Source organism: Senimuribacter intestinalis (assembly GCF_943192965.1).
Taxonomy (GTDB): Bacteria; Bacillota; Clostridia; order Peptostreptococcales; family Anaerovoracaceae; genus Senimuribacter; species Senimuribacter intestinalis.
Genome location: NZ_CALPCF010000010.1, coordinates 83,431 through 101,389 on the forward strand (window position 1 = coordinate 83,431; position 17,959 = coordinate 101,389).

The following is a 17,959-nucleotide window of genomic DNA, read 5'->3' on the forward strand; positions in this document are numbered from 1 at the left end:
TTATTTGTTCACTTTCTTTGCGACCATAGCGAGTCTCGCCTCTACCTTGGCCAGCATATCTTCATATTTTGCCTGTTTTTCTTTTTCCTCGTTGATCACCTTTTCAGGTGCCTTTGCAAGGAATCCCTGGTTAGAAAGCTTGCCGGAAACGCGCTTTACTTCACCTTCCAGCTTTTTCTTTTCCTTGGTCAGACGATCAAACTCAGCATTAAAATCTACAAGGTCATCCAGCGGAATAAAGATTTCGATTCCTGCGATGACGGCAGACATAACCTCTTCTGGCACTTCCGACTTATCAGTTACAAATTTGATATCACTGATGTTGGCAAGGTCTTTGATATATCTCTCGCCGCCCTTGATAATTTCCATCTTTTCTCCCTGCGCCAAAATCACTGCGCGCAGCTGCTTGCTCGGTTTTGCGTCAGCTTCAGCACGGATATTTCTGATTGCACCGATCGCTTCCATAGCAATTTCCAGCTTTTCCTCTTCTGCTGCAAAACATCTTTCTTCTGCAAATTCCGGCCATTTCGCCTGAATCAGGAAGCAGTTCGGATTCTCCTCTCTTTCGCAGTCGGAGTGCGGCAGGAAGGACCAGATTTCTTCTGTGATAAACGGCATGAACGGGTGCAGCATTTCCAGCATGTTCTTCAAAACCATAACCAGAACGAATCTGACAACCTTCTTGTCTTCTTCATCGTCGCCCCAGAGTCTTTTCTTTACCAGCTCAATGTACCAGTCACAGTACTCGTTCCAGATCAGTTCGTAAACTCTCTGTCCCGCCAGCGCAAGGTCATATTTTTCCAGCGCCTTTGTCACATAGTCGGCAGCGTCGTTGACTCTGCTGATTATCCATTTATCTTCATCGCGCAGTGCGATATTTGCAAAGTTTGTAGTGTCTCCGCAAGCCATGCCGCAGCAGTCAGCGCAGCATTTTGCCAGTTCTTTAAAGTTGCCTTCTTCGTCCTTAAGGTTCATGATAACGAATCTGGAAGCGTTCCAAAGTTTGTTGGCGAAATTTCTAGCAGATTCCAGCTTGTCGGTTTTAAAACGCATATCGTTACCTGGCGTAATACCTGTAGTCAGCATAAAACGCAGAGCATCTGCGCCGTACTGGTCGATTACTTCCAGCGGGTCGATGCCGTTTCCAAGGGACTTACTCATCTTGCGACCTTCTGCGTCACGAACCAGTCCGTGAATATATACGTGATGGAACGGAGATTCTCCCATGGCTTCACAGCCGGAAAATACCATTCTGATGACCCAGAAGAAAATGATGTCGTATCCGGTTACCAATACGTCGGTCGGATAGAAGTATTCCAGTTCCTTGGTCTTTTCCGGCCAGCCCAGTGTGGAAAACGGCCACAGCGCAGATGAGAACCAGGTATCAAGAACGTCCTCGTCCTGCGCTAAATCGGCAGAACCGCACTTTGGACACTTGGTTGGATCTTCCTCCGCTACAATCAGTTCTCCGCATTCCTGACAGTACCATGCCGGGATTCTGTGTCCCCACCAAAGCTGCCGGGAAATGCACCAGTCTCTGATTTCTTCCAGCCAATGGAGATAAGTCTTTTCAAAACGTTCAGGCACGTGAGTCAGCACACCGCTCTTTGCAGCTTCAATAGCAGGCTTTGCCAGTTCTTCCATCTTGACAAACCACTGATCGGAAAGCATTGGCTCGATGACAGTGTGGCATCTGTAGCACTCGCCTACCGGAATAACCTTCTCCTCGGTCTTCACAAGGTAGCCCGCTTCTTCCAGGTCTTTTACCCATGCTTTGCGGCACTGGTACCTGTCCATGCCTTCGTACTTTCCTGCCATGGCGTTCATTGTTGCATCTTCGTTGATACAGCAAAGATTTTCTAGTCCTGCACGCTGCCCTACTTCAAAGTCGTTAGGGTCGTGGGCCGGCGTAATCTTAACTGCGCCGGTTCCTTTTTCCGGATCCGGGTAAGGGTCTGCAATGACAGGAATTTCTCTGCCAACAAGTGGCAGAATGACTTTCTTTCCTACCATATCCTTATATCTTTCATCGCTTGGGTGTACGGCAATGGCAACGTCGCCGAACATAGTCTCAGGTCTTGAGGTTGCAACGACCATTTCCTTGCCGCCTTCTTCTGCAGCAGGATAGCGGAAATACCAATACTGTCCATTCTTGTCCTCGTGCTCTACTTCGGCGTCGGAAAGAGATGTACCGCACTGCGGACACCAGTTAATCAGACGGTTTCCTCTGTAAATGAGTCCCTTGTTATATAAATGAACGAAGAAATGTCTGACTGCCTTGTTGCAGCCTTCATCCATGGTGAATCGTTCTCTGCTCCAGTCGCAGGAATCTCCCAGCTTACGGCATTGTCTTGTGATTCTGCCGCCGTATTCTTCCTTCCATGCCCAGGCACGCTTTAAAAATTCTTCTCTGCCCAGATCTTCCTTCTCTTTTCCTTCATCGTTTCTAATCTTTTCTACAACCTTTACTTCCGTTGCAATGCTGGCGTGATCGGAACCCGGCAGCCACAGCGCACTGTAACCCTGCATTCTCTTCCAGCGAGTCAGTACATCCTGCAAAGTCTGGTCCAGGGCGTGTCCCATGTGCAGCTGGCCTGTAATATTTGGCGGCGGCATGACAATGGTAAAAGGCTTCTTATCCTCTCTCACCTCAGCACGGAAAGCGCCGTTCTTCTCCCACATCTCGTAAATGCGGTCCTCAAAATCCTTCGGATTATAGGTCTTTGCTAAGTTTTTTTCCATTGGAATCTCCTTCTTTCTATAGTTTGTTTTTCGGGTGCGCCAAGCTCCAGCAGGCAATAAAAAAGTCCTCTGTGAGCATGCACTCACAAAGGACGAAATTATTCCGCGGTACCACCTTTGTTCCATCTGAAGCTAGTCCAGATGACTCTCATTTCCAAAACAGCTCCAAAGCAACCTTCGGCGGACACATTCTCTAAGGTCTCTCAGCCTATGAACCTTATTCTCTGTAGAGTGTTTTCTCGCTTACTCCTCTTCTTCAACACTGCATATATTTTTCATTTATCTCAAATAGTATACCTAAAAGAAGTAAGATTTGCAAGGGTTTATTTTGTTGGTTTTGGTTGCATTTAGTTTGAAGTTCATTATTGACGATGGTGCATAAGCTATGGACGCCAACTTCACTGCTTATTTTATAAATCCTTGCGTTACCTCTCCGAAATATGCCAACTTTCAGCGGTTTCTATAAGATTATTGCGCCAAGCTACTGGATTTAGCAGATGTAAATCTGCCGCAGCAAACCATTGCCTGAAAACATTGAATCTGCTTTAGCATGGTATTTTCCCCCAAAGTACGGTTTAGAGTTTTTAGACTTTCTTTCGAGTCAAAAAAATTCCAACGATTGCTCCTATTAAAATAATCGGTGCTATTCTAACAAACAGCCACTCAAGCGAGTGAAAGGCTACGCCTAATACCGCAGTTTCCGGATCGCTATAGTTCCAACCTAAGTAAGGACTGACGGAAACGATTAGAAAGGCAAAAATGATTATGATAACCGCAGACAATGTAATAAGCAGCCAGTGAATCAGCGTTCTTCTTGCATTCTTCCGCTTTGCCAGCTGCAGGTTTATAATTTCTAGTTTTTCAGAAATTACTTTTAGGTCATCGACCTTTGTCTCAGCAATGGTTTCTCCAAGCAAAGCGCTGACCGGCGTTTCAAAGACCTCTGATATGGCGATTAGCATATCCGAATCCGGTACTGACAATCCCTGTTCCCATTTAGAGATCGTTTGTCTCACCACATTCAGCTTAACTGCAAGTTCCTCTTGAGAAAGTCCTTTTGATTTTCTGATTATCTTTATGTTTTCGTTTAACATTTTTAGATTTCCTCCTTTTTCAATCGATAAGGCGATTGTATAAGGAACCGTCCGTTGCTGCAAGCAACGCAAATTAACATTTGAAATTATTGTAGCACAGACGTTTCTCATTGTCACGGTTCCATCGCTTGCCTACCACGGCAAACGCATGAAAAGTATCATGAACCATCAATACTGACAAAATGATAGCAGCATGCAGGATTTTGTCAGCAAATCGTGAAGAACCCCATCTTAATACGCCTGAAATCCTGCCAGAACTGACAAAATCAAAAATAATTGTCAGTTCTGGCAGGATTTTTGATAGAAACACAGACAAAACTGACAAAAATCTAAAAAGCAGTCAGCTTTGTCTGTTTCAGAAAATCACTAAATATGTGGCGTTTATATGTCCACACATTTTTTCATACAATTTATAATTCTTCCTTCAGCTCTTTGATGGTCTTTCCAAACACCGGATGCCACACCCAGGGTGCAATCTGCGCTAGAGGTGTCAGCACAAAGTCTCGCTTATGCATTTCCACATGAGGAATCGTAAGCGCCTCGCTGTCCATTACTAAATCATCGTAGAGCAAAATATCCAAATCCAGTGTTCTCGGTCCCCAGTGGATTTCCCGCTTTCTGTCAGCCGCAGCCTCTATCTCATGAAGAAGCGTAAGCAGTTCTGCAGGCGAAAGCAGGGTTTCCAGTTCCAAACAGCTGTTGAGAAAATCGTCCTGCTCTACACCGCCGTAAGGTTCGGTAACGATATAATCCGCAACTTTCTTAACACGGCAACCCTCTGACTGAGAGAGACGAGAAACTGCCATGTCCAAATAACCTTTCTTATCCCCCAGATTAGAACCCAGTGCAATATAGCAGCGATGCCAGAATCTGGTGATTTTAACCGATACATAGTCGAGCGGCAGCTTTACCGGCGCCCATGGTTTTTTGATTTCCAGGGAAATGCCGCGTACCAGCGGAAATGCCTCAAGAACAGCCCATACCAGCTGCTCTGCCGCAGCCTCTATAAGTTTATAGGTATGCTCCTGCAGGAATCCTACCATAAACTGTGATACTTCCCCATAATGAGTGGATTCTGTCAGGTCATCGCTTCTTCCTGCACTCTGCAAATCACTATAAAGCACAGCGGACACAACAAACTTTTGTCCCAGTGCAGTCTCCTCGGAAAAAACGCCATGATTGGCAAAAAACTGCAGATTTTCTATATGAATTTCATCGTACTTTTTCATTTTCCTTCTCCCATAATCGCAAGGGTCATTTGAATCGCCCTGAAATTTTCTTTGATGTCATGGACACGAACAAAGGCTGCGCCCTTCATCACACCCATGACTGTCGTTGCTACCGTTCCTTCGACACGCTCTTCTACAGGTAAATCGAGTGCATTTCCAATCATGGATTTTCTTGAGGTCGCAAGAAGTACCGGATAGCCAAGGGCACACAACTCTTCCAGTCTGTTTACCGCAATCAGGTTGTGCTCATAGGTTTTTCCAAAACCTACGCCCGGATCCAGCATGATTTTTTCCTTGGGAATTCCCGCCTTTTCAGCAATCGCAAGGCTTTCTTTCATGTCTAAAATCATATCCTTTACAAAATCAAGGTATTCTGCCTTTTCCCGATTGTGCATCAGACAGCATGGCACATCATATTTTGCAATCAGCTCCGCCACTTTCACATCGTATTTCAGTCCCCAGATATCGTTGACCATATCTGCCCCCGCTTTAAGTGCCGCTTCTACCACCTGTGATTTATAGCTGTCAATAGACACAGGCACGTCAAAATTTTCCTTTACCATCTCAATACACGGTACCACCCGCCGGATTTCTTCTTCTATAGAAATCTGCACATGACCCGGCCTTGTGGACTCTCCACCAATATCGATTAAATCTGCTCCTTCATCAATCATCTGCGCCACATGTGCTTTCGCCCGTGTCAGGTCGTTCCACTTTCCTCCATCAGAAAAGGAATCCGGCGTGACGTTGAGGATTCCCATGATATAGCAGCTATTTGCAAAGTCAAAATCTCTATTTCCAATTTTCATTTCAGTCTTTGATCTCCTTGTTTTTCTTATCTTCGCTCCAGTTACAGGTGTCCTGTTGTTTACAATAAAAACAATTTCGTGAACCTTTATCTGCACGATACAAAAGTCCCGCTAAATCAGGTCGTAATCTGGTATCCGGCTGTCTATGGGCACCAATCGCCTCAATAATTGCTGCGCATTCCCCTTCGCAAAAGCCGGTTTCACTCAAAATCGTACCTGCCAGTGCGCAGCTTGCCTCATCATGCGATATGCCCTGCACATACTCCAGACCTCGTCCAATATCGTGAAGCAGCGCCGCCGCATAAATCAATTCCTTGCTGACTCCGAGACATTCTTCCAGATTTTCGATATATGCCAGCCTTGCTGTATCCAGCAAATGAGTCAAATCGTGCTTACAATATACACGAGTCTCTTCCATAGACTCAATTTGCGCCATCGCTCCCTGCCAAAGCGGGTGCCTGATGATTCGATTTACTCGCTTCATGTGTTCCATCACTTGCCCATCACCTGAAAGAAACGATTCTGCAGCTTCTCATCCTGCTCAAACGCACCTCTGGTAACCACTGTTACAGTCTTTGCACCCGGTTTTTTAATACCGCGCATGGTCATACACATGTGCTCAGCTTCAATGAGCACCATAACTCCTTTGGGCTGCAATTCTTCCATAAAAGCGTCAGCAATCTGCGCTGCAAGCCGCTCCTGCAGCTGAAAGCGCTTTGCGAAAACCTCCACAGTTCTGGCAATCTTGGAAAGTCCTACAACCTCACCATTTGGAATATATGCTACAGCTACATTTCCATAAAAAGGAAGCATATGGTGTTCGCAGAAAGAATAGAAATGAATATCTTTCTCCAAAATCATGTCGCTGTTTTCCACATGAAACCGCTTGGCAAGATGCGTCTGTGCACTGTCGGTATATCCAGCTGCAAGTTCCTCGTACATACGTGCAATCCGCTCCGGCGTTTCCCTCAGTCCTTCCCTATTTATATCTTCGCCGATTCCCTCAAGAATCAAGCGGACACCTTCTTTTATCTTTTCGCTATCCATTACTGTATCATGTCCTTTCAATAGTTCATTGCCCATAGATTTCATTATATGACATTTCCCCGCGAAGTACAAGGAAAAAGCAAGAAAAACACATATTCACACAATCATTATCCTATGTATGGCTTAGTGCCCTTTTCAACAGATTTTACCAGATAAATTGAGAATTATAACTTTAAGCTATATTGTAAAAGATTATAACGATGTCCGTCTTTGCCGTCTATTTCAGTTACTGTAGAAATCATCGAGAAACCAAATGACTCTGCCAAAAGATTAGATGCTCTGTTTTCCTCTCTTGTCGAATAAATAAATTCTTTTGCATCAAACTCCTTTTTGCAATATTGAATCAACCCCCGAAGAATCTGTTTTCCAAACCCTTTCCGTACATAATTGGGACCTAAACATATCCCTGCTTCTTGATAGGTGCAAGGATCAATCTTTTCTACGCCGGCAAAGCCAATCGCCTTACCACTTGCCCTTTCATAAACCAAATATGTATCATGCTCTTTTTGAAATGCAATAGTTTTTATCATCCGTATTTTGGCATCATCTTCGTTTGTAGTAATACTCCAAGACATGTATTTTGCACTTTCCGGTTGAGACCAAACATTGTAATACATTTCTTTCCAATCCGAAAACTTCGCCTTATCAAGAATAAGACTCTCTGTTTCAATCATTTTCAAATTCTCCTGCAAATCCCAATTTACCCACTTAAATTACACCTATTTTTACAGGTATCCGTCTACTGTTTTTTCATCTATAAATCACTTTTGAAACTCCGAATCCGGGTCGCCCATCGCTTTCCAGCCAAACCGCACCACAGATACGATAATTGAAGTTAAAGTGATGGTTTCATTTAGAACGCCGCCCCATGAACCAGCAAAGATATCGTAAATCAGCCAGCAAGGTGATGCACAGAACAAATTAGCCCCTCTTATCATCTTCGCATTATTGGTCCAATAGAAAATTGTACTAACCGATGACGCTAAAAATGCCAAAATGGTAACAGGACCTGCCCATGTAAAAATCAGAACCACTGCAAAGGCAGCACAAAATGCCCACGCAAGTTCTTTCCTCTGCACCCATTTCCATTCATTGTACTTTGTCAAAAGCGCATATCTCAGAATATTAAGCAACATGCTCAAACAGCCGCTGTACGCACCCAGCATGAAAAACTGAATGCAGAAAAGCAGCGAACCTAAAAGCTGAAATATGTACAGCGCCCTATTGGACTTGATTTGATAAGAAACGATAAAGGCAATTACGCCCAGAAATCCGATTCCCTGTATGAAGATATCCATATCTTTTCACCTCGCAACCACAATTGGCTGATAAAATCCAGTTTCTTCCGGCATTTTCCAGATAACTTCGCAAAATCCGCCGGCAAGGAGTAAATCTGTCAGTTCCTGTCTGCGCACTGCTCTGTATTCACAGGCAAACTTGCTGATTCGCGGTTCTCCCTCATCTTCGATGATATATTGGGTAAACTGATAATGGTCGCCATTCCAATCCCATGTCTGAAAAGAAACCCGCTGACCACCCTCGGTTTTGTGAATGTATGGCGGCGAATAAGTCGGTTTTTCCGCAAGAATGCTGTCATAGTCTCTAATGCTTGCGACAAAAATACCGCCGGATTTTGTACGGTCTGAAATGCTGTTTACCGCACTTGCCAGCGCCTCATGGGAAAGCATATGTGGAAGCGCATTGTCCATTGCGATGACGATATCAAACTGCCGATCAAAAGTTTTGGATAAAGCACAGAAATCCGCCTGAGTAAATACAATATCTACATGATTATCCGCAGCTCTCTTTTTCGCCTCTGCAAGCTCCCCCTCGCTGAGATCCGAAGCAGTTACTTTATAACCTTTTTGTGCGATACCTACAGCCTGCGTACCAATGCCGCATGCGCAGTCGAGAAGCTCTGCATCAGTATCAAAACCGTAACTTTTAAAAATCTTATCTAAAAGCGCCGCTTGTTCTTTGGTTGTTTCCCCCCCAATTCTGAAACAGCTTATCGTATTGACTTGCCATCTGGTCGTAAAAATTCTGTGTAATAGCTATTTTCATAGACTTCCTTTCTGTGTTACCAATTTTTTTGCAAAATAATTTCCAGAGGCTCACCGGAAAGCAGCAAAGCCCCACAATCAATAATCCGTTAACTGTGTGCCATAGCCTTTACCTCTGTAACCTTCCAGAAAAAACAACATATTCATAAAAGGAATGCTGTCCCAGAACAAATTGTACCGCAGCCAGCCGGCAAATGTGTTCGCCTGGAACATAACGAGAATTCTTCCTGATTCTATACAGTTTCTAAGTTCCTCTTCAGAAACTCCGTGTTCATACTGTTTCAGAACTTCAAAGTCATTCATATTTGCATATCGAATCATATCATCTTCTCCTTATTGCTATATGAAAGGAAAATTTTCCTCGTCATAAGCTTTTACACGCTTAGCATTCAGTTCATCATCGTAAATATCTGATTCATAGTATTTGCCGCCTTTAGCAGAAGAAAGATATCCAGGAATAAGTTCCATTCCCATAAATGCGGGATAATGATTTCCGTTTAAATCCGTTATACCCCACGTATACGCCTCTTTAAAGCCAAACTGCGGATAGTACTCCGGTCTGCCAAAGAATAGAATTGCTCCGAAACCCATTTTCTTTGCTTTAGCAATCATCCCAGTAAGGAGTGCCTTTCCAACACCTTTCCTCTGTAGCTCTGGCAATACGCTAATTGGTCCAAAATTCAAAACAGGAATCGTTCTATCTTCCATTCTTACTTCTGCCTTGCTGCAAATGACATGTCCTGCGATGGTTTCATCTATTTCAGCAACTAAACTAAGACCTGGTATTCCATCTCTCCGTCTCAACTCATGCACCATCCAGTGCTCATATGGACAGCCAATCCCTCCATCCTCTATTCTGCCAGGATAGGAAAAAGCTTCTCTTGTGATTTCTTCAACCCTGCGATAGTCCTTTTCCTGTTCCTCTCTAATTGTAATATTCACCTTTAACATATTATCTTTTCCTCTTGAAGTTATCATTATGTTCAATCTCCCTCTTATGCCCCAGATGTATACCAATATGTCCGATTCCCAGCGTGATGACCGCAACCAGCAGCAATATATTTTTCCCATATACCGCCAGCAGTCCAAATGCAAAAACCGGCAGGCTTGCGCCTGCTACGGGAATGCCGAGAAGACTACTGTAAAAGTCCGCCATGGTTTTCTCGCTTTTGAAGTAGCGAATCCAAAATACTTCATATAATACCAGAAGTAGAAAAGCTCCCGCCAAAATCAATGTCCTGCCAGAAATCTCACCTACATTAAAATCTGTAAATATCAGTGCCAAACAAGTTACTGCTACTTCTCCTACTCGCTCAAATGCCAACAGAATTTTATTTTCGCTGCCGACATAGTTCTCATAACCTACCGGTTTATTGCGGCTCCAAATCAAATTGGGCACCATCAGCATTGCCAAAAAGACAAGACCCACATAAGAAAATCCCAAATTCATCTCTTTTCCCTTAAATCATATAAATTATAGCACAAATTTCTCAATTGCCTTTGCTACACCATCCTCAGCGTTGCTTGCAGTCACGTAGTCTGCCATAGCTTTGGTCTCTTCCGTACCGTTAGCCATTGCCACTCCCAAAGCCGCCAGTTCCATCATTTCCCCGTCGTTGGGACTATCCCCCACAGCCATAAGCTCCTCAGGCAATACCCCAAGACGCTCCATGAGAAAAGTCAGCGCCGTGCCCTTGCTGGTATTTACGCCTCCCATTTCGATGTTATGAATAAAAGAAGTCGTCAGAGTCAGATTCGGTATCTGCGCCAGTTCTTCCCGCCATACGGCCTTTTCTTCCAAAAACTCAAAATTCAGGCTGATATTCTCAATTTCGCCCTTGTGTGCCATCATGTAATCTAAAATCTGCGGCACCGGATTTCGGGTATCTCTGATATAAGCTGCGTCACGGTAAGTAGAACCCTCTGCTATAATCTCCTCGTATTCATCCTTGTCAATATAAGCGTGTCCGTCGATAAAAGTTTCTACCGAAATGTGGTCTCTTCCCTTTTTTCTAATCAGCTCCACCACCGCAGCCACCGACTCTGCTGAAATCAGATTTTCATAAATCCGTTTCATGGCGGCAAGCTCGGTAATGTGAGCACCGTTTGATGTCACCACATATTCCAAACCCTCTATGGTAAAAAGCTGCTTCGGCAGCGACTGAAAAGTTCTGCCGGTGGAAATAACGATATATACGCCCTGCTCCATCGCTCTTTTAAACGCTGCTACCGTTCTTTCTGTAATCTTTCCATATGGGTCTAAGGTCGTACCGTCAAGATCCAGCGCGACCATTCTGATGTTCTTATCGTTCATGTCCGTCCCTCAATGCTAAAAATTCCGTGTTGTAAACTCTTACCTTTTTCATATTGCAGCCGCTGTCATGTCCGGGATAGATGGTAATGTCATTCTCCCATTTGTCAATAATCTCCTGTACAGAACGGCGCATATCCTCCTCACTGCCTCCCGCAAGATCGGTGCGTCCAAGGTCTGTATCGAAAATCGTATCTCCGGTAAAGCAGACTCTACTCTTCTGGCTCATCAGACAAATACTTCCCTTGGTGTGTCCCGGCGTGTGAATTACCCGTAAAGTTTCACCTTCAAGGTCGAGGGTCTCTCCATCTTTCAGATGACAATCCACGCTGCCCCGATAAACAAAAGCGTCATCCTCATGCATATAAATCGGGCAGTCCATCGCCTCTGCTACTGTTTCTGCAGCGCCGGTGTGGTCGTGATGCAGATGAGTCAGCAAAACGCCGGCAGGTTTCAAATCCTTTTCACGGATAAACCCAATAAATTTCTTCGGGCTGTAGCCCGGATCTATGATATAGCAGTAGCCGCCCTCCCTTTGGTAAATCACATATCCGTTGCTCAAAAGGGCTCCGCTTACAAAACATTTTATTTTCATATCCTCACTCCTTGAAATTCATTGTATCACAGGTCGCCTTTTGTTGGCAAGTTTTGCACGCGCCTTACTCACAGCAGATGCATGAAAGTTCTAACAAATAAGAGACATAGAGGAACATTGCCAAATTCTTGGTTTTTTTATGTTTTTGTCAATAAGTGCTGAGAAAACAGGAGATTTTCTTGTCATTTCAGGGCACTACTTTGGCAGAATTGACAACTTTCCGTTTTTTTGTCAATTTAGTCAACATTTCAGCCCCAAAACATTGACAAAATTGACAGATTTCTGAATTTCAGTCAATCTTGTCAATGTTAATATAAATAATCGACCGTTTCACCCCAAAATGACCGTCATTCATTGACAAAAATACACAGATGAGCAAGATTTGTCAATATCGGAAGTTGTAAAAAGTTTTCATGTAGCCGTAGAATATATTTGCATCACCTACTTGCAAATTAGAAACATTTGAATTACAATAGGGGTTATGTATATAGGCAAATGCCAATATTTTGATGGAAATGAAGAGGAAATAAGTTATGATGAATGTAGCTATTGTCGGCGCCGGCAAACTGAGTTTTCGCGTTGCGGAAGCCCTGCTGGGCGGAGATTATGCCATTACAATTATAGATAAGAACAACGACGTATTGCAGAAACTTTCTCAGCAGCTTGACGTCATGACAATCAATGCAGATGCCAGAGATATTAGCGTACTGAAGAATCTTGATATCAAGGATTTCCAGTATCTTCTGGCTGCTACAGATAACGATGAAACCAATATGGTCATCGCTTCCTTTGCTAAAAAACTGGGCTGCAGGCGTGTTATTGCAAGGGTCAGAGACCCGGAGCATATGAACCAGTTTGGATTCATCAAGGAAACCATGGGTATCGATTCCATCGTCAACCCTGACCTTTCCATTACGCTGGAAATCTACAAATATCTTGCCGAAAAGTATACCTTGAGCAACGGTATTTTTACCAGCGGCAAAATCGCCCTTATTGAATTCCCAGCAAGAAAATTCAATAAGCTTGTAGGGCTTTCCATTCCACAGGTGCGCGAGGTCATGCCAAATATGCTCATCGCCGCAATTTCCAGAAACGGTAAAGTCATCATTCCGCACGGGGATGATGATATCAGAGAAAGAGACTATCTCTACGTCATCGGCGAAAAAGATCAAATTATCGAGTTGAATAAACGTGTTCACGAAAAAGGCAAGTACACCAATCTGCAGAAAGTTATGATTATCGGCGGTGGAAAGACCGGTTTTTATCTGGCAGAAAAGCTTTCAGAATTTGGGGTTGCTGTAAAACTGGTCGAAAAAAGCATGGAACGGTGCCGTTACCTTTCCACCCATTTGAACAATGTGATGGTGCTTCACAGCGACGGTACAGACATTCCTCTGCTGGAAGAAGAAAATATGAACGAAATGGATGCCTTTGTTACTGCCACAGGCTACGACGAAGAAAATCTGCTGCTGGCTCTAACCGCTAAGCAGCACGGTATTGAAGACGTTATTTCCAAAGTCAGCCACGAAAGCTACAAGGATTTAATTGAGCGTATGGGTGTCGACATGGTACTGAATCCGCTTGATATCACCGCCAGCAATATTTTACGCTTTATTCAGGGCTCCAAGAAAATCATTTCTTCTCTGCTGATTCAAGGACAGGCTGAAATCATGGAAATCGTCGCGCACTCTCATATGAACATGATTGACGTGCCCCTTCACAAGCTGGATCTTCCTGATGGTGTACTCATTGCCGCCATTCACAGAGGACAGAAAGTCATCATTCCTGACGGCAACACTGTAATTAAATGGAATGACAGAGTTATCATTTTAAGCCTGCTTTCCGAAATCGGTGATCTGGAAAAATTACTAAAAAATAAGAATTAGGAGATTCTCATGACTGTAAATTTTAACAGTGTGATTAGAATGATGGGAATGCTGCTGCTTGTCCTTGGCGTAGCCTTCCTGCCTGCCTTTGTCGTGGCGTTGATTTACCACGAAGGTACTGCAGCAAAGAGCTTTCTGACAACGATGCTTCCCTGCTTTCTTCTGGGATTCATTTTAATAAAAACATTCCGCCCTTCTCTAATCCGGCCTAAGGCCAGAGATGGGTTTCTTATTGTATCACTGTGCTGGCTGACCGCTTCTCTCATCGGTGCAGTACCCCTTTGGATCTCCGGCTCCGTTTCAGACTATATCGACGCATTCTTTGAAATCTGTTCCGGATTTTCTACTACAGGCTCTTCTATTTTGACCGACATTGAATCTCTGCCGAAGTCCATCCTTTTTTGGCGTTCCTTTACCCATTGGCTGGGCGGCATGGGGATTATCGTCTTTGCTATGGCGCTGCTTCCTTCTATCGGCGTAGGCGGTCAGCTCATTGCAAGCGCAGAAACGCCAGGTCCTTCTTTGGACAAAATCGCACCAAGATTTTCTGACACTGCAAAAAATCTATATCTGATTTATTTGCTGTTTACTGCTGTTGAAACGCTGCTTCTTCTCTTTGGAGGGCTAAGCTTTTTTGATGCGTTGGTACACACTTTCGGCACCGTAGGAACCGGCGGCTTTTCCTCCTATAACAGCAGTGTTGCTCAGTTCACAAGTCCTTACGTGCAATGGGTCATCATCATTTTCATGGTACTTTGCGGAATCAACTTTAATCTATACTTTATCATGATGAAGCACGGTATCAAGAGAGTTTTTCGGGATTCAGAACTTCGTATATATCTGCTGCTAATCGGTGTAGTTACTGCATTCATCGTGATAAACCTGCTAACATCCGGCACATACCAAAATGTAGGAGACTGCATTAGAGACTCTGCATTTCAGGTAACATCAATTATTACGACCACAGGATACGCTACTGCAGATTACGATATTTGGCCAACTTTCAGCAGAATGCTGATTTTCCTGCTCATGCTGACAGGCGCCTGCTCATCATCCACAGGCGGCGGCGTTAAAATCATTCGTATTCTCGTTTCACTGAAACTGATTCGCCGCGGTGTATCATTGAAGCTACATCCATCCAGAGTCATCACGGTGACACTGAATAAGCGGGAAATTCCAACAGATATGGCAACCGGTATTGCAAATTTTGTATTCTTCTACATCTTTGTTGTATTTACAGGTTCCCTGCTTATCTCTCTCAACGGATTTGATTTGATGACTACCATATCCTCTGTGCTGACCTGTGTTGGCAATGTTGGACCGGGATTTAATCTCATCGGACCTTCCATGAACTTCTCCATGTTCAACGATTTTTCCAAGATGATTCTATCCCTTCTCATGATTGCCGGAAGGCTGGAGTTATTCACTTTCTTTATGCTGCTGTCACCACATTACTGGAATTCAAACAAGGCATAAAGAAGAGTATAAAAGCGATAGATATTAACATATTATAAAGGATTTCATTATGACATACAATGTTCGAGTAATTTTAAAAACCCTTGCGGTAGTTCTTCTCTTTGAAGGAGTAGCAATGCTGCCTCCTATGGCATATGGCATCTATCTTGCCGAGTACAATGCTGCTTCGGCTCTGTTTTTCCCTGCCATTTGCTGTATCTTCGCCGGACTTTTTGTGTATCGTCATTTAAAATACTACACCCTGCAGATTAAATCCAGAGAAAGCTTTTTTGTTGCTTTCTTATGCTGGATTCTGGTCAGCATTGTCGGCACAGTCCCCTATTTCACCGCTAACTGCGGATACAGTCTGATTGACAGTCTCTTTGAGTCCATATCCGGCTGGACTACCACCGGCGCCTGGGTCATTGATGCTACTACCATGCCCCGCAGTTTGCTTCTTTGGAAAGGGATTTCCAACTGGCTTGGCGGCATGGGACTCCTGCTCCTAACCGTCTCCTTGTTCCCGGTTCTTGGTGTACAGGGACAGAAAATGGCCGCTGCAGAAGTTCCGGGTCCTGACTTTGAGAAAATGTCAGCTAGAATCAGCGACACCGCAAAGCTAACCTATCGAATTTACTTCGTGCTGACGCTCATCGAATTTCTCCTGTTGCTGCCAAGCGGACTTGATCCTTTTCATGCCCTTGTCAATACCATGTCTACTATCAGCACTGCAGGTCTTTTGAGCGCAGACAGTGCTTTAAATCTGACCAACGAGACTTATGTGAAAGTCATCTTCACCTTTTTTTCTCTTGCAGGCTCAGTAAACTTCATGATGTATTTTCTGTTGTATTGCAAAAAATGGAAAATGGCATTCAATATGCTCGAAATAAAAACTTATCTGGCACTCCTTGCCGGAGGCGCACTTGTCATTTCCGTCGTTCTTTACGTAAATGGGCAGTACGAATCTTTCCTTGGAGCCTTTGGAGACGCATTCGCACAGGCAACTGCCTTTGGTGCAACCTCCGGGTATGAAATCGATAACATCAACCTGTGGCCTACTACCTGCAAAATGGTGCTTTTAATCCTCGTCCTTATCGGCGGCTGCGGAAATTCTACCAGCGGTTCCATCAAAGTTATGCGCTTTATCATATACTTTAAAATCATTCTGAGAGGCGTTTACAAGCGAATTCACCCGCGGGCAGTAAAACCTATCATGATTCAGGGAAAACCCGTCAGCGCAGCAACTGCTGCTTCTGTGACAGTATTTGTTCTGATGTACTTCGCTGTATTTATATTCTCATCTCTAGTACTGGCGCTGGAAAATCAAGATATGGAAACAACCTTTTCCACAGTTCTTGCTTGTATCACCAACAACGGCACTGCTTTCGGCGCTATTTCAGGAGGAAATTTCAGCATCTTTTCCGGTTTTGGAAAAATGTATGCCGCCGCTCTCATGCTGGCAGGCAGACTGGAGCTTTACGCAATCATCATTCTCTTCTCTCGTTCTTTCTGGAATTCGGACAGAGCAAGATCGTAAGCAAGAAAACAAAAAGAGTGGTTTTACGCCGCTCTTTTTCTTTCTATCTCATAAATCCTGTCTTTTTGCAAATCCTATGTAACAGGAGGATTCAGAACATGATTGTAAAAGAATTAATGTCTACCAATATTTACTTTGCAAAAATTGATGCTACAATTGCCGATGTTGCTGCCCTGATGAAACAATATGATATCGGTTTTGTACCAATCTGCGACAACAAAGGTTGTCTTTTAGGCGTTGTCACAGACAGAGATATAGTTTTACGCAGCAAATTCGCAAAAATAAGCGACTTTCAAAGCCTTCCCATATCTGAAGTCATGTCCAGCAATATTATCGCCGTGAACGCCGATATGAACGTCCACGATGCCGCTTGCATGTTTTCAGAGAAAAAAGTCCGCAGGCTTCCTGTCCTCGAAAGCGGAAAACTCACCGGTGTACTCACTCTTTCTGATTTAGCCAGAAAAAAACTCTTTCTTGCAGAAGTAGGCGATATCATGGGACATTTAGCAACCAGCAGAAAGTAATCGAAAAAACAATCAAAATTTCAGTATTCATTCAAGTTTTTTTGCGTTTTTTACGTTCTTTTAAAAAAATTCACATATTCTTCATTAAAAATTGCAAATATTCGTTGACTTATTTAACTAATTGTTTTATTCTTATTAGTAAGAAAGGATAGGTGCAGTATGACACAGAGAAACAAAAACAAGAGTAATTTTAAAAAAGGTTCAGTAGAAATGCTTCTCCTTCATCTTCTGAAGGAAGAGGGAGATTGTTACGGTTATCAGCTTTCCCAATTAATTAACCAGAGATCAGGTGGCGTTTTAGTAATCCCAGAAGGTTCTATGTACCCTACCTTGTACAAGCTGATTGACAACAAATACATTACAGATTATAAGAAAACCGTTGGCAAGAGAATGACCCGTGTTTATTATCACCTGGAGCCATCCGGTGAACAGCGTCTGGCTGAATTGATTGAAGACTATATCGAAGTAGCTTCCGCAATCGAAACCATCATGGGTATTAAGAAATAAACCTAATAAAAATATGCTCAACCCAAAAGGACCGGCAGTGTTGTCGGTCCTTTCTTTTCATGGTGTTTTCAGTGTCTGCGCAGATTCCCCCAGTGGCTTGTACGTATAATCCACTTTTTTCCTTTAAATATGCACGCGCAATCGCCTATCAGTCCATTTC

At 43.7% G+C, this 17,959-nt stretch carries 19 protein-coding genes; 5 read left to right on the forward strand and 14 right to left on the reverse strand.

Annotation, left to right across the window (positions count from 1 at the left end):
* The 14 genes from NFR88_RS09940 to NFR88_RS10005 all read right to left on the reverse strand — a co-directional run bounded on the left by NFR88_RS09940 (position 1) and on the right by NFR88_RS10005 (position 11,890).
* The gene (locus NFR88_RS09940; protein ID WP_251615643.1) at positions 1 to 2,742 is read right to left on the reverse strand and encodes a valine--tRNA ligase; all 2,742 of its coding nucleotides are present in this window, start codon (positions 2,740 to 2,742) and stop codon (positions 1 to 3) included.
* Positions 2,743 to 3,326: 584 nt separating this feature from the next.
* Positions 3,327 to 3,836: a helix-turn-helix domain-containing protein gene (locus tag NFR88_RS09945; RefSeq protein WP_251615645.1), complete on the reverse strand. Its 510-nt coding sequence runs from the start codon at positions 3,834 to 3,836 to the stop codon at positions 3,327 to 3,329.
* A gap of 410 nt (positions 3,837 to 4,246) precedes the next feature.
* Complete coding sequence (folK, locus tag NFR88_RS09950; protein ID WP_251615648.1) at positions 4,247 to 5,065, reverse strand: 2-amino-4-hydroxy-6-hydroxymethyldihydropteridine diphosphokinase; 819 nt, start codon at positions 5,063 to 5,065, stop codon at positions 4,247 to 4,249.
* Positions 5,062 to 5,874 (reverse strand): dihydropteroate synthase, encoded by an 813-nt coding sequence (folP, locus tag NFR88_RS09955; protein WP_251615651.1) that lies wholly within the window; start codon positions 5,872 to 5,874, stop codon positions 5,062 to 5,064. Before folP ends, folK begins: the two co-directional genes overlap by 4 nt.
* A 1-nt stretch (position 5,875) precedes the next feature.
* On the reverse strand, positions 5,876 to 6,367 hold the full coding sequence (locus tag NFR88_RS09960; protein ID WP_251615653.1) for an HD domain-containing protein: 492 nt from the start codon (positions 6,365 to 6,367) through the stop codon (positions 5,876 to 5,878).
* Complete coding sequence (gene folE / locus NFR88_RS09965) at positions 6,367 to 6,957, reverse strand: GTP cyclohydrolase I FolE (RefSeq protein ID WP_465250585.1); 591 nt, start codon at positions 6,955 to 6,957, stop codon at positions 6,367 to 6,369. The genes NFR88_RS09960 and folE overlap by 1 nt, the downstream gene beginning before the upstream one ends.
* Positions 6,958 to 7,085: 128 nt before the next feature.
* On the reverse strand, positions 7,086 to 7,595 hold the full coding sequence (locus NFR88_RS09970) for a GNAT family N-acetyltransferase (protein ID WP_251615656.1): 510 nt from the start codon (positions 7,593 to 7,595) through the stop codon (positions 7,086 to 7,088).
* A gap of 87 nt (positions 7,596 to 7,682) precedes the next feature.
* Positions 7,683 to 8,219: a YgjV family protein gene (locus NFR88_RS09975; protein ID WP_251615659.1), complete on the reverse strand. Its 537-nt coding sequence runs from the start codon at positions 8,217 to 8,219 to the stop codon at positions 7,683 to 7,685.
* Positions 8,220 to 8,225: 6 nt separating this feature from the next.
* Positions 8,226 to 8,918, reverse strand: coding sequence for a class I SAM-dependent methyltransferase (locus tag NFR88_RS09980; protein ID WP_307726237.1), 693 nt, complete (start codon positions 8,916 to 8,918; stop codon positions 8,226 to 8,228).
* A 144-nt stretch (positions 8,919 to 9,062) separates the two neighbouring features.
* A complete protein-coding gene (locus NFR88_RS09985) occupies positions 9,063 to 9,305 on the reverse strand; it encodes a GNAT family N-acetyltransferase (RefSeq protein WP_161880236.1) in 243 nt (80 codons plus the stop codon).
* Positions 9,306 to 9,323: 18 nt separating this feature from the next.
* Positions 9,324 to 9,962, reverse strand: a complete 639-nt coding sequence (locus NFR88_RS09990) for a GNAT family N-acetyltransferase (protein WP_251615662.1) — start codon at positions 9,960 to 9,962, stop codon at positions 9,324 to 9,326.
* A complete protein-coding gene (locus NFR88_RS09995) occupies positions 9,937 to 10,434 on the reverse strand; it encodes a hypothetical protein (protein ID WP_251615665.1) in 498 nt (165 codons plus the stop codon). Before NFR88_RS09995 ends, NFR88_RS09990 begins: the two co-directional genes overlap by 26 nt.
* Positions 10,435 to 10,458: 24 nt before the next feature.
* The gene (locus tag NFR88_RS10000; RefSeq protein WP_251615668.1) at positions 10,459 to 11,298 is read right to left on the reverse strand and encodes an HAD family hydrolase; all 840 of its coding nucleotides are present in this window, start codon (positions 11,296 to 11,298) and stop codon (positions 10,459 to 10,461) included.
* Entirely contained in the window at positions 11,288 to 11,890 is a 603-nt protein-coding gene (locus NFR88_RS10005) for an MBL fold metallo-hydrolase (RefSeq protein ID WP_160202256.1), read from the reverse strand. The genes NFR88_RS10000 and NFR88_RS10005 overlap by 11 nt, the downstream gene beginning before the upstream one ends.
* A gap of 533 nt (positions 11,891 to 12,423) precedes the next feature.
* Here NFR88_RS10005 and trkA point away from each other — a divergent pair.
* From trkA to NFR88_RS10030, 5 genes are all read left to right on the forward strand, one after another.
* Complete coding sequence (trkA, locus tag NFR88_RS10010) at positions 12,424 to 13,776, forward strand: Trk system potassium transporter TrkA (protein WP_243151069.1); 1,353 nt, start codon at positions 12,424 to 12,426, stop codon at positions 13,774 to 13,776.
* Positions 13,777 to 13,785: 9 nt separating this feature from the next.
* Positions 13,786 to 15,252, forward strand: coding sequence for a TrkH family potassium uptake protein (locus NFR88_RS10015; RefSeq protein WP_161907576.1), 1,467 nt, complete (start codon positions 13,786 to 13,788; stop codon positions 15,250 to 15,252).
* 49 nt (positions 15,253 to 15,301) lie between these two features.
* The gene (locus NFR88_RS10020) at positions 15,302 to 16,768 is read left to right on the forward strand and encodes a TrkH family potassium uptake protein (RefSeq protein ID WP_160202258.1); all 1,467 of its coding nucleotides are present in this window, start codon (positions 15,302 to 15,304) and stop codon (positions 16,766 to 16,768) included.
* A 98-nt stretch (positions 16,769 to 16,866) separates the two neighbouring features.
* Positions 16,867 to 17,292, forward strand: a complete 426-nt coding sequence (locus NFR88_RS10025) for a CBS domain-containing protein (RefSeq protein ID WP_160202259.1) — start codon at positions 16,867 to 16,869, stop codon at positions 17,290 to 17,292.
* A gap of 159 nt (positions 17,293 to 17,451) precedes the next feature.
* A complete protein-coding gene (locus NFR88_RS10030; protein ID WP_160202260.1) occupies positions 17,452 to 17,799 on the forward strand; it encodes a PadR family transcriptional regulator in 348 nt (115 codons plus the stop codon).
* Positions 17,800 to 17,959 lie beyond the last annotated feature (160 nt).

What these genes read in the sequence shown, in the direction of transcription:
- NFR88_RS09940 (WP_251615643.1), bottom strand. Translation starts at nt 2,742, where the DNA reads ATGGAAAAAAACTTAGCAAAGACCTATAATCCGAAGGATTTTGAGGAC.
- NFR88_RS09945 (WP_251615645.1), bottom strand. Translation starts at nt 3,836, where the DNA reads ATGTTAAACGAAAACATAAAGATAATCAGAAAATCAAAAGGACTTTCT.
- folK (WP_251615648.1), bottom strand. Translation starts at nt 5,065, where the DNA reads ATGAAAAAGTACGATGAAATTCATATAGAAAATCTGCAGTTTTTTGCC.
- folP (WP_251615651.1), bottom strand. Translation starts at nt 5,874, where the DNA reads ATGAAAATTGGAAATAGAGATTTTGACTTTGCAAATAGCTGCTATATC.
- NFR88_RS09960 (WP_251615653.1), bottom strand. Translation starts at nt 6,367, where the DNA reads ATGGAACACATGAAGCGAGTAAATCGAATCATCAGGCACCCGCTTTGG.
- folE (WP_465250585.1), bottom strand. Translation starts at nt 6,957, where the DNA reads ATGGGCAATGAACTATTGAAAGGACATGATACAGTAATGGATAGCGAA.
- NFR88_RS09970 (WP_251615656.1), bottom strand. Translation starts at nt 7,595, where the DNA reads ATGATTGAAACAGAGAGTCTTATTCTTGATAAGGCGAAGTTTTCGGAT.
- NFR88_RS09975 (WP_251615659.1), bottom strand. Translation starts at nt 8,219, where the DNA reads ATGGATATCTTCATACAGGGAATCGGATTTCTGGGCGTAATTGCCTTT.
- NFR88_RS09985 (WP_161880236.1), bottom strand. Translation starts at nt 9,305, where the DNA reads ATGATTCGATATGCAAATATGAATGACTTTGAAGTTCTGAAACAGTAT.
- NFR88_RS09990 (WP_251615662.1), bottom strand. Translation starts at nt 9,962, where the DNA reads ATGATAACTTCAAGAGGAAAAGATAATATGTTAAAGGTGAATATTACA.
- NFR88_RS09995 (WP_251615665.1), bottom strand. Translation starts at nt 10,434, where the DNA reads ATGAATTTGGGATTTTCTTATGTGGGTCTTGTCTTTTTGGCAATGCTG.
- NFR88_RS10000 (WP_251615668.1), bottom strand. Translation starts at nt 11,298, where the DNA reads ATGAACGATAAGAACATCAGAATGGTCGCGCTGGATCTTGACGGTACG.
- NFR88_RS10005 (WP_160202256.1), bottom strand. Translation starts at nt 11,890, where the DNA reads ATGAAAATAAAATGTTTTGTAAGCGGAGCCCTTTTGAGCAACGGATAT.
- trkA (WP_243151069.1), top strand. Translation starts at nt 12,424, where the DNA reads ATGATGAATGTAGCTATTGTCGGCGCCGGCAAACTGAGTTTTCGCGTT.
- NFR88_RS10015 (WP_161907576.1), top strand. Translation starts at nt 13,786, where the DNA reads ATGACTGTAAATTTTAACAGTGTGATTAGAATGATGGGAATGCTGCTG.
- NFR88_RS10020 (WP_160202258.1), top strand. Translation starts at nt 15,302, where the DNA reads ATGACATACAATGTTCGAGTAATTTTAAAAACCCTTGCGGTAGTTCTT.
- NFR88_RS10025 (WP_160202259.1), top strand. Translation starts at nt 16,867, where the DNA reads ATGATTGTAAAAGAATTAATGTCTACCAATATTTACTTTGCAAAAATT.
- NFR88_RS10030 (WP_160202260.1), top strand. Translation starts at nt 17,452, where the DNA reads ATGACACAGAGAAACAAAAACAAGAGTAATTTTAAAAAAGGTTCAGTA.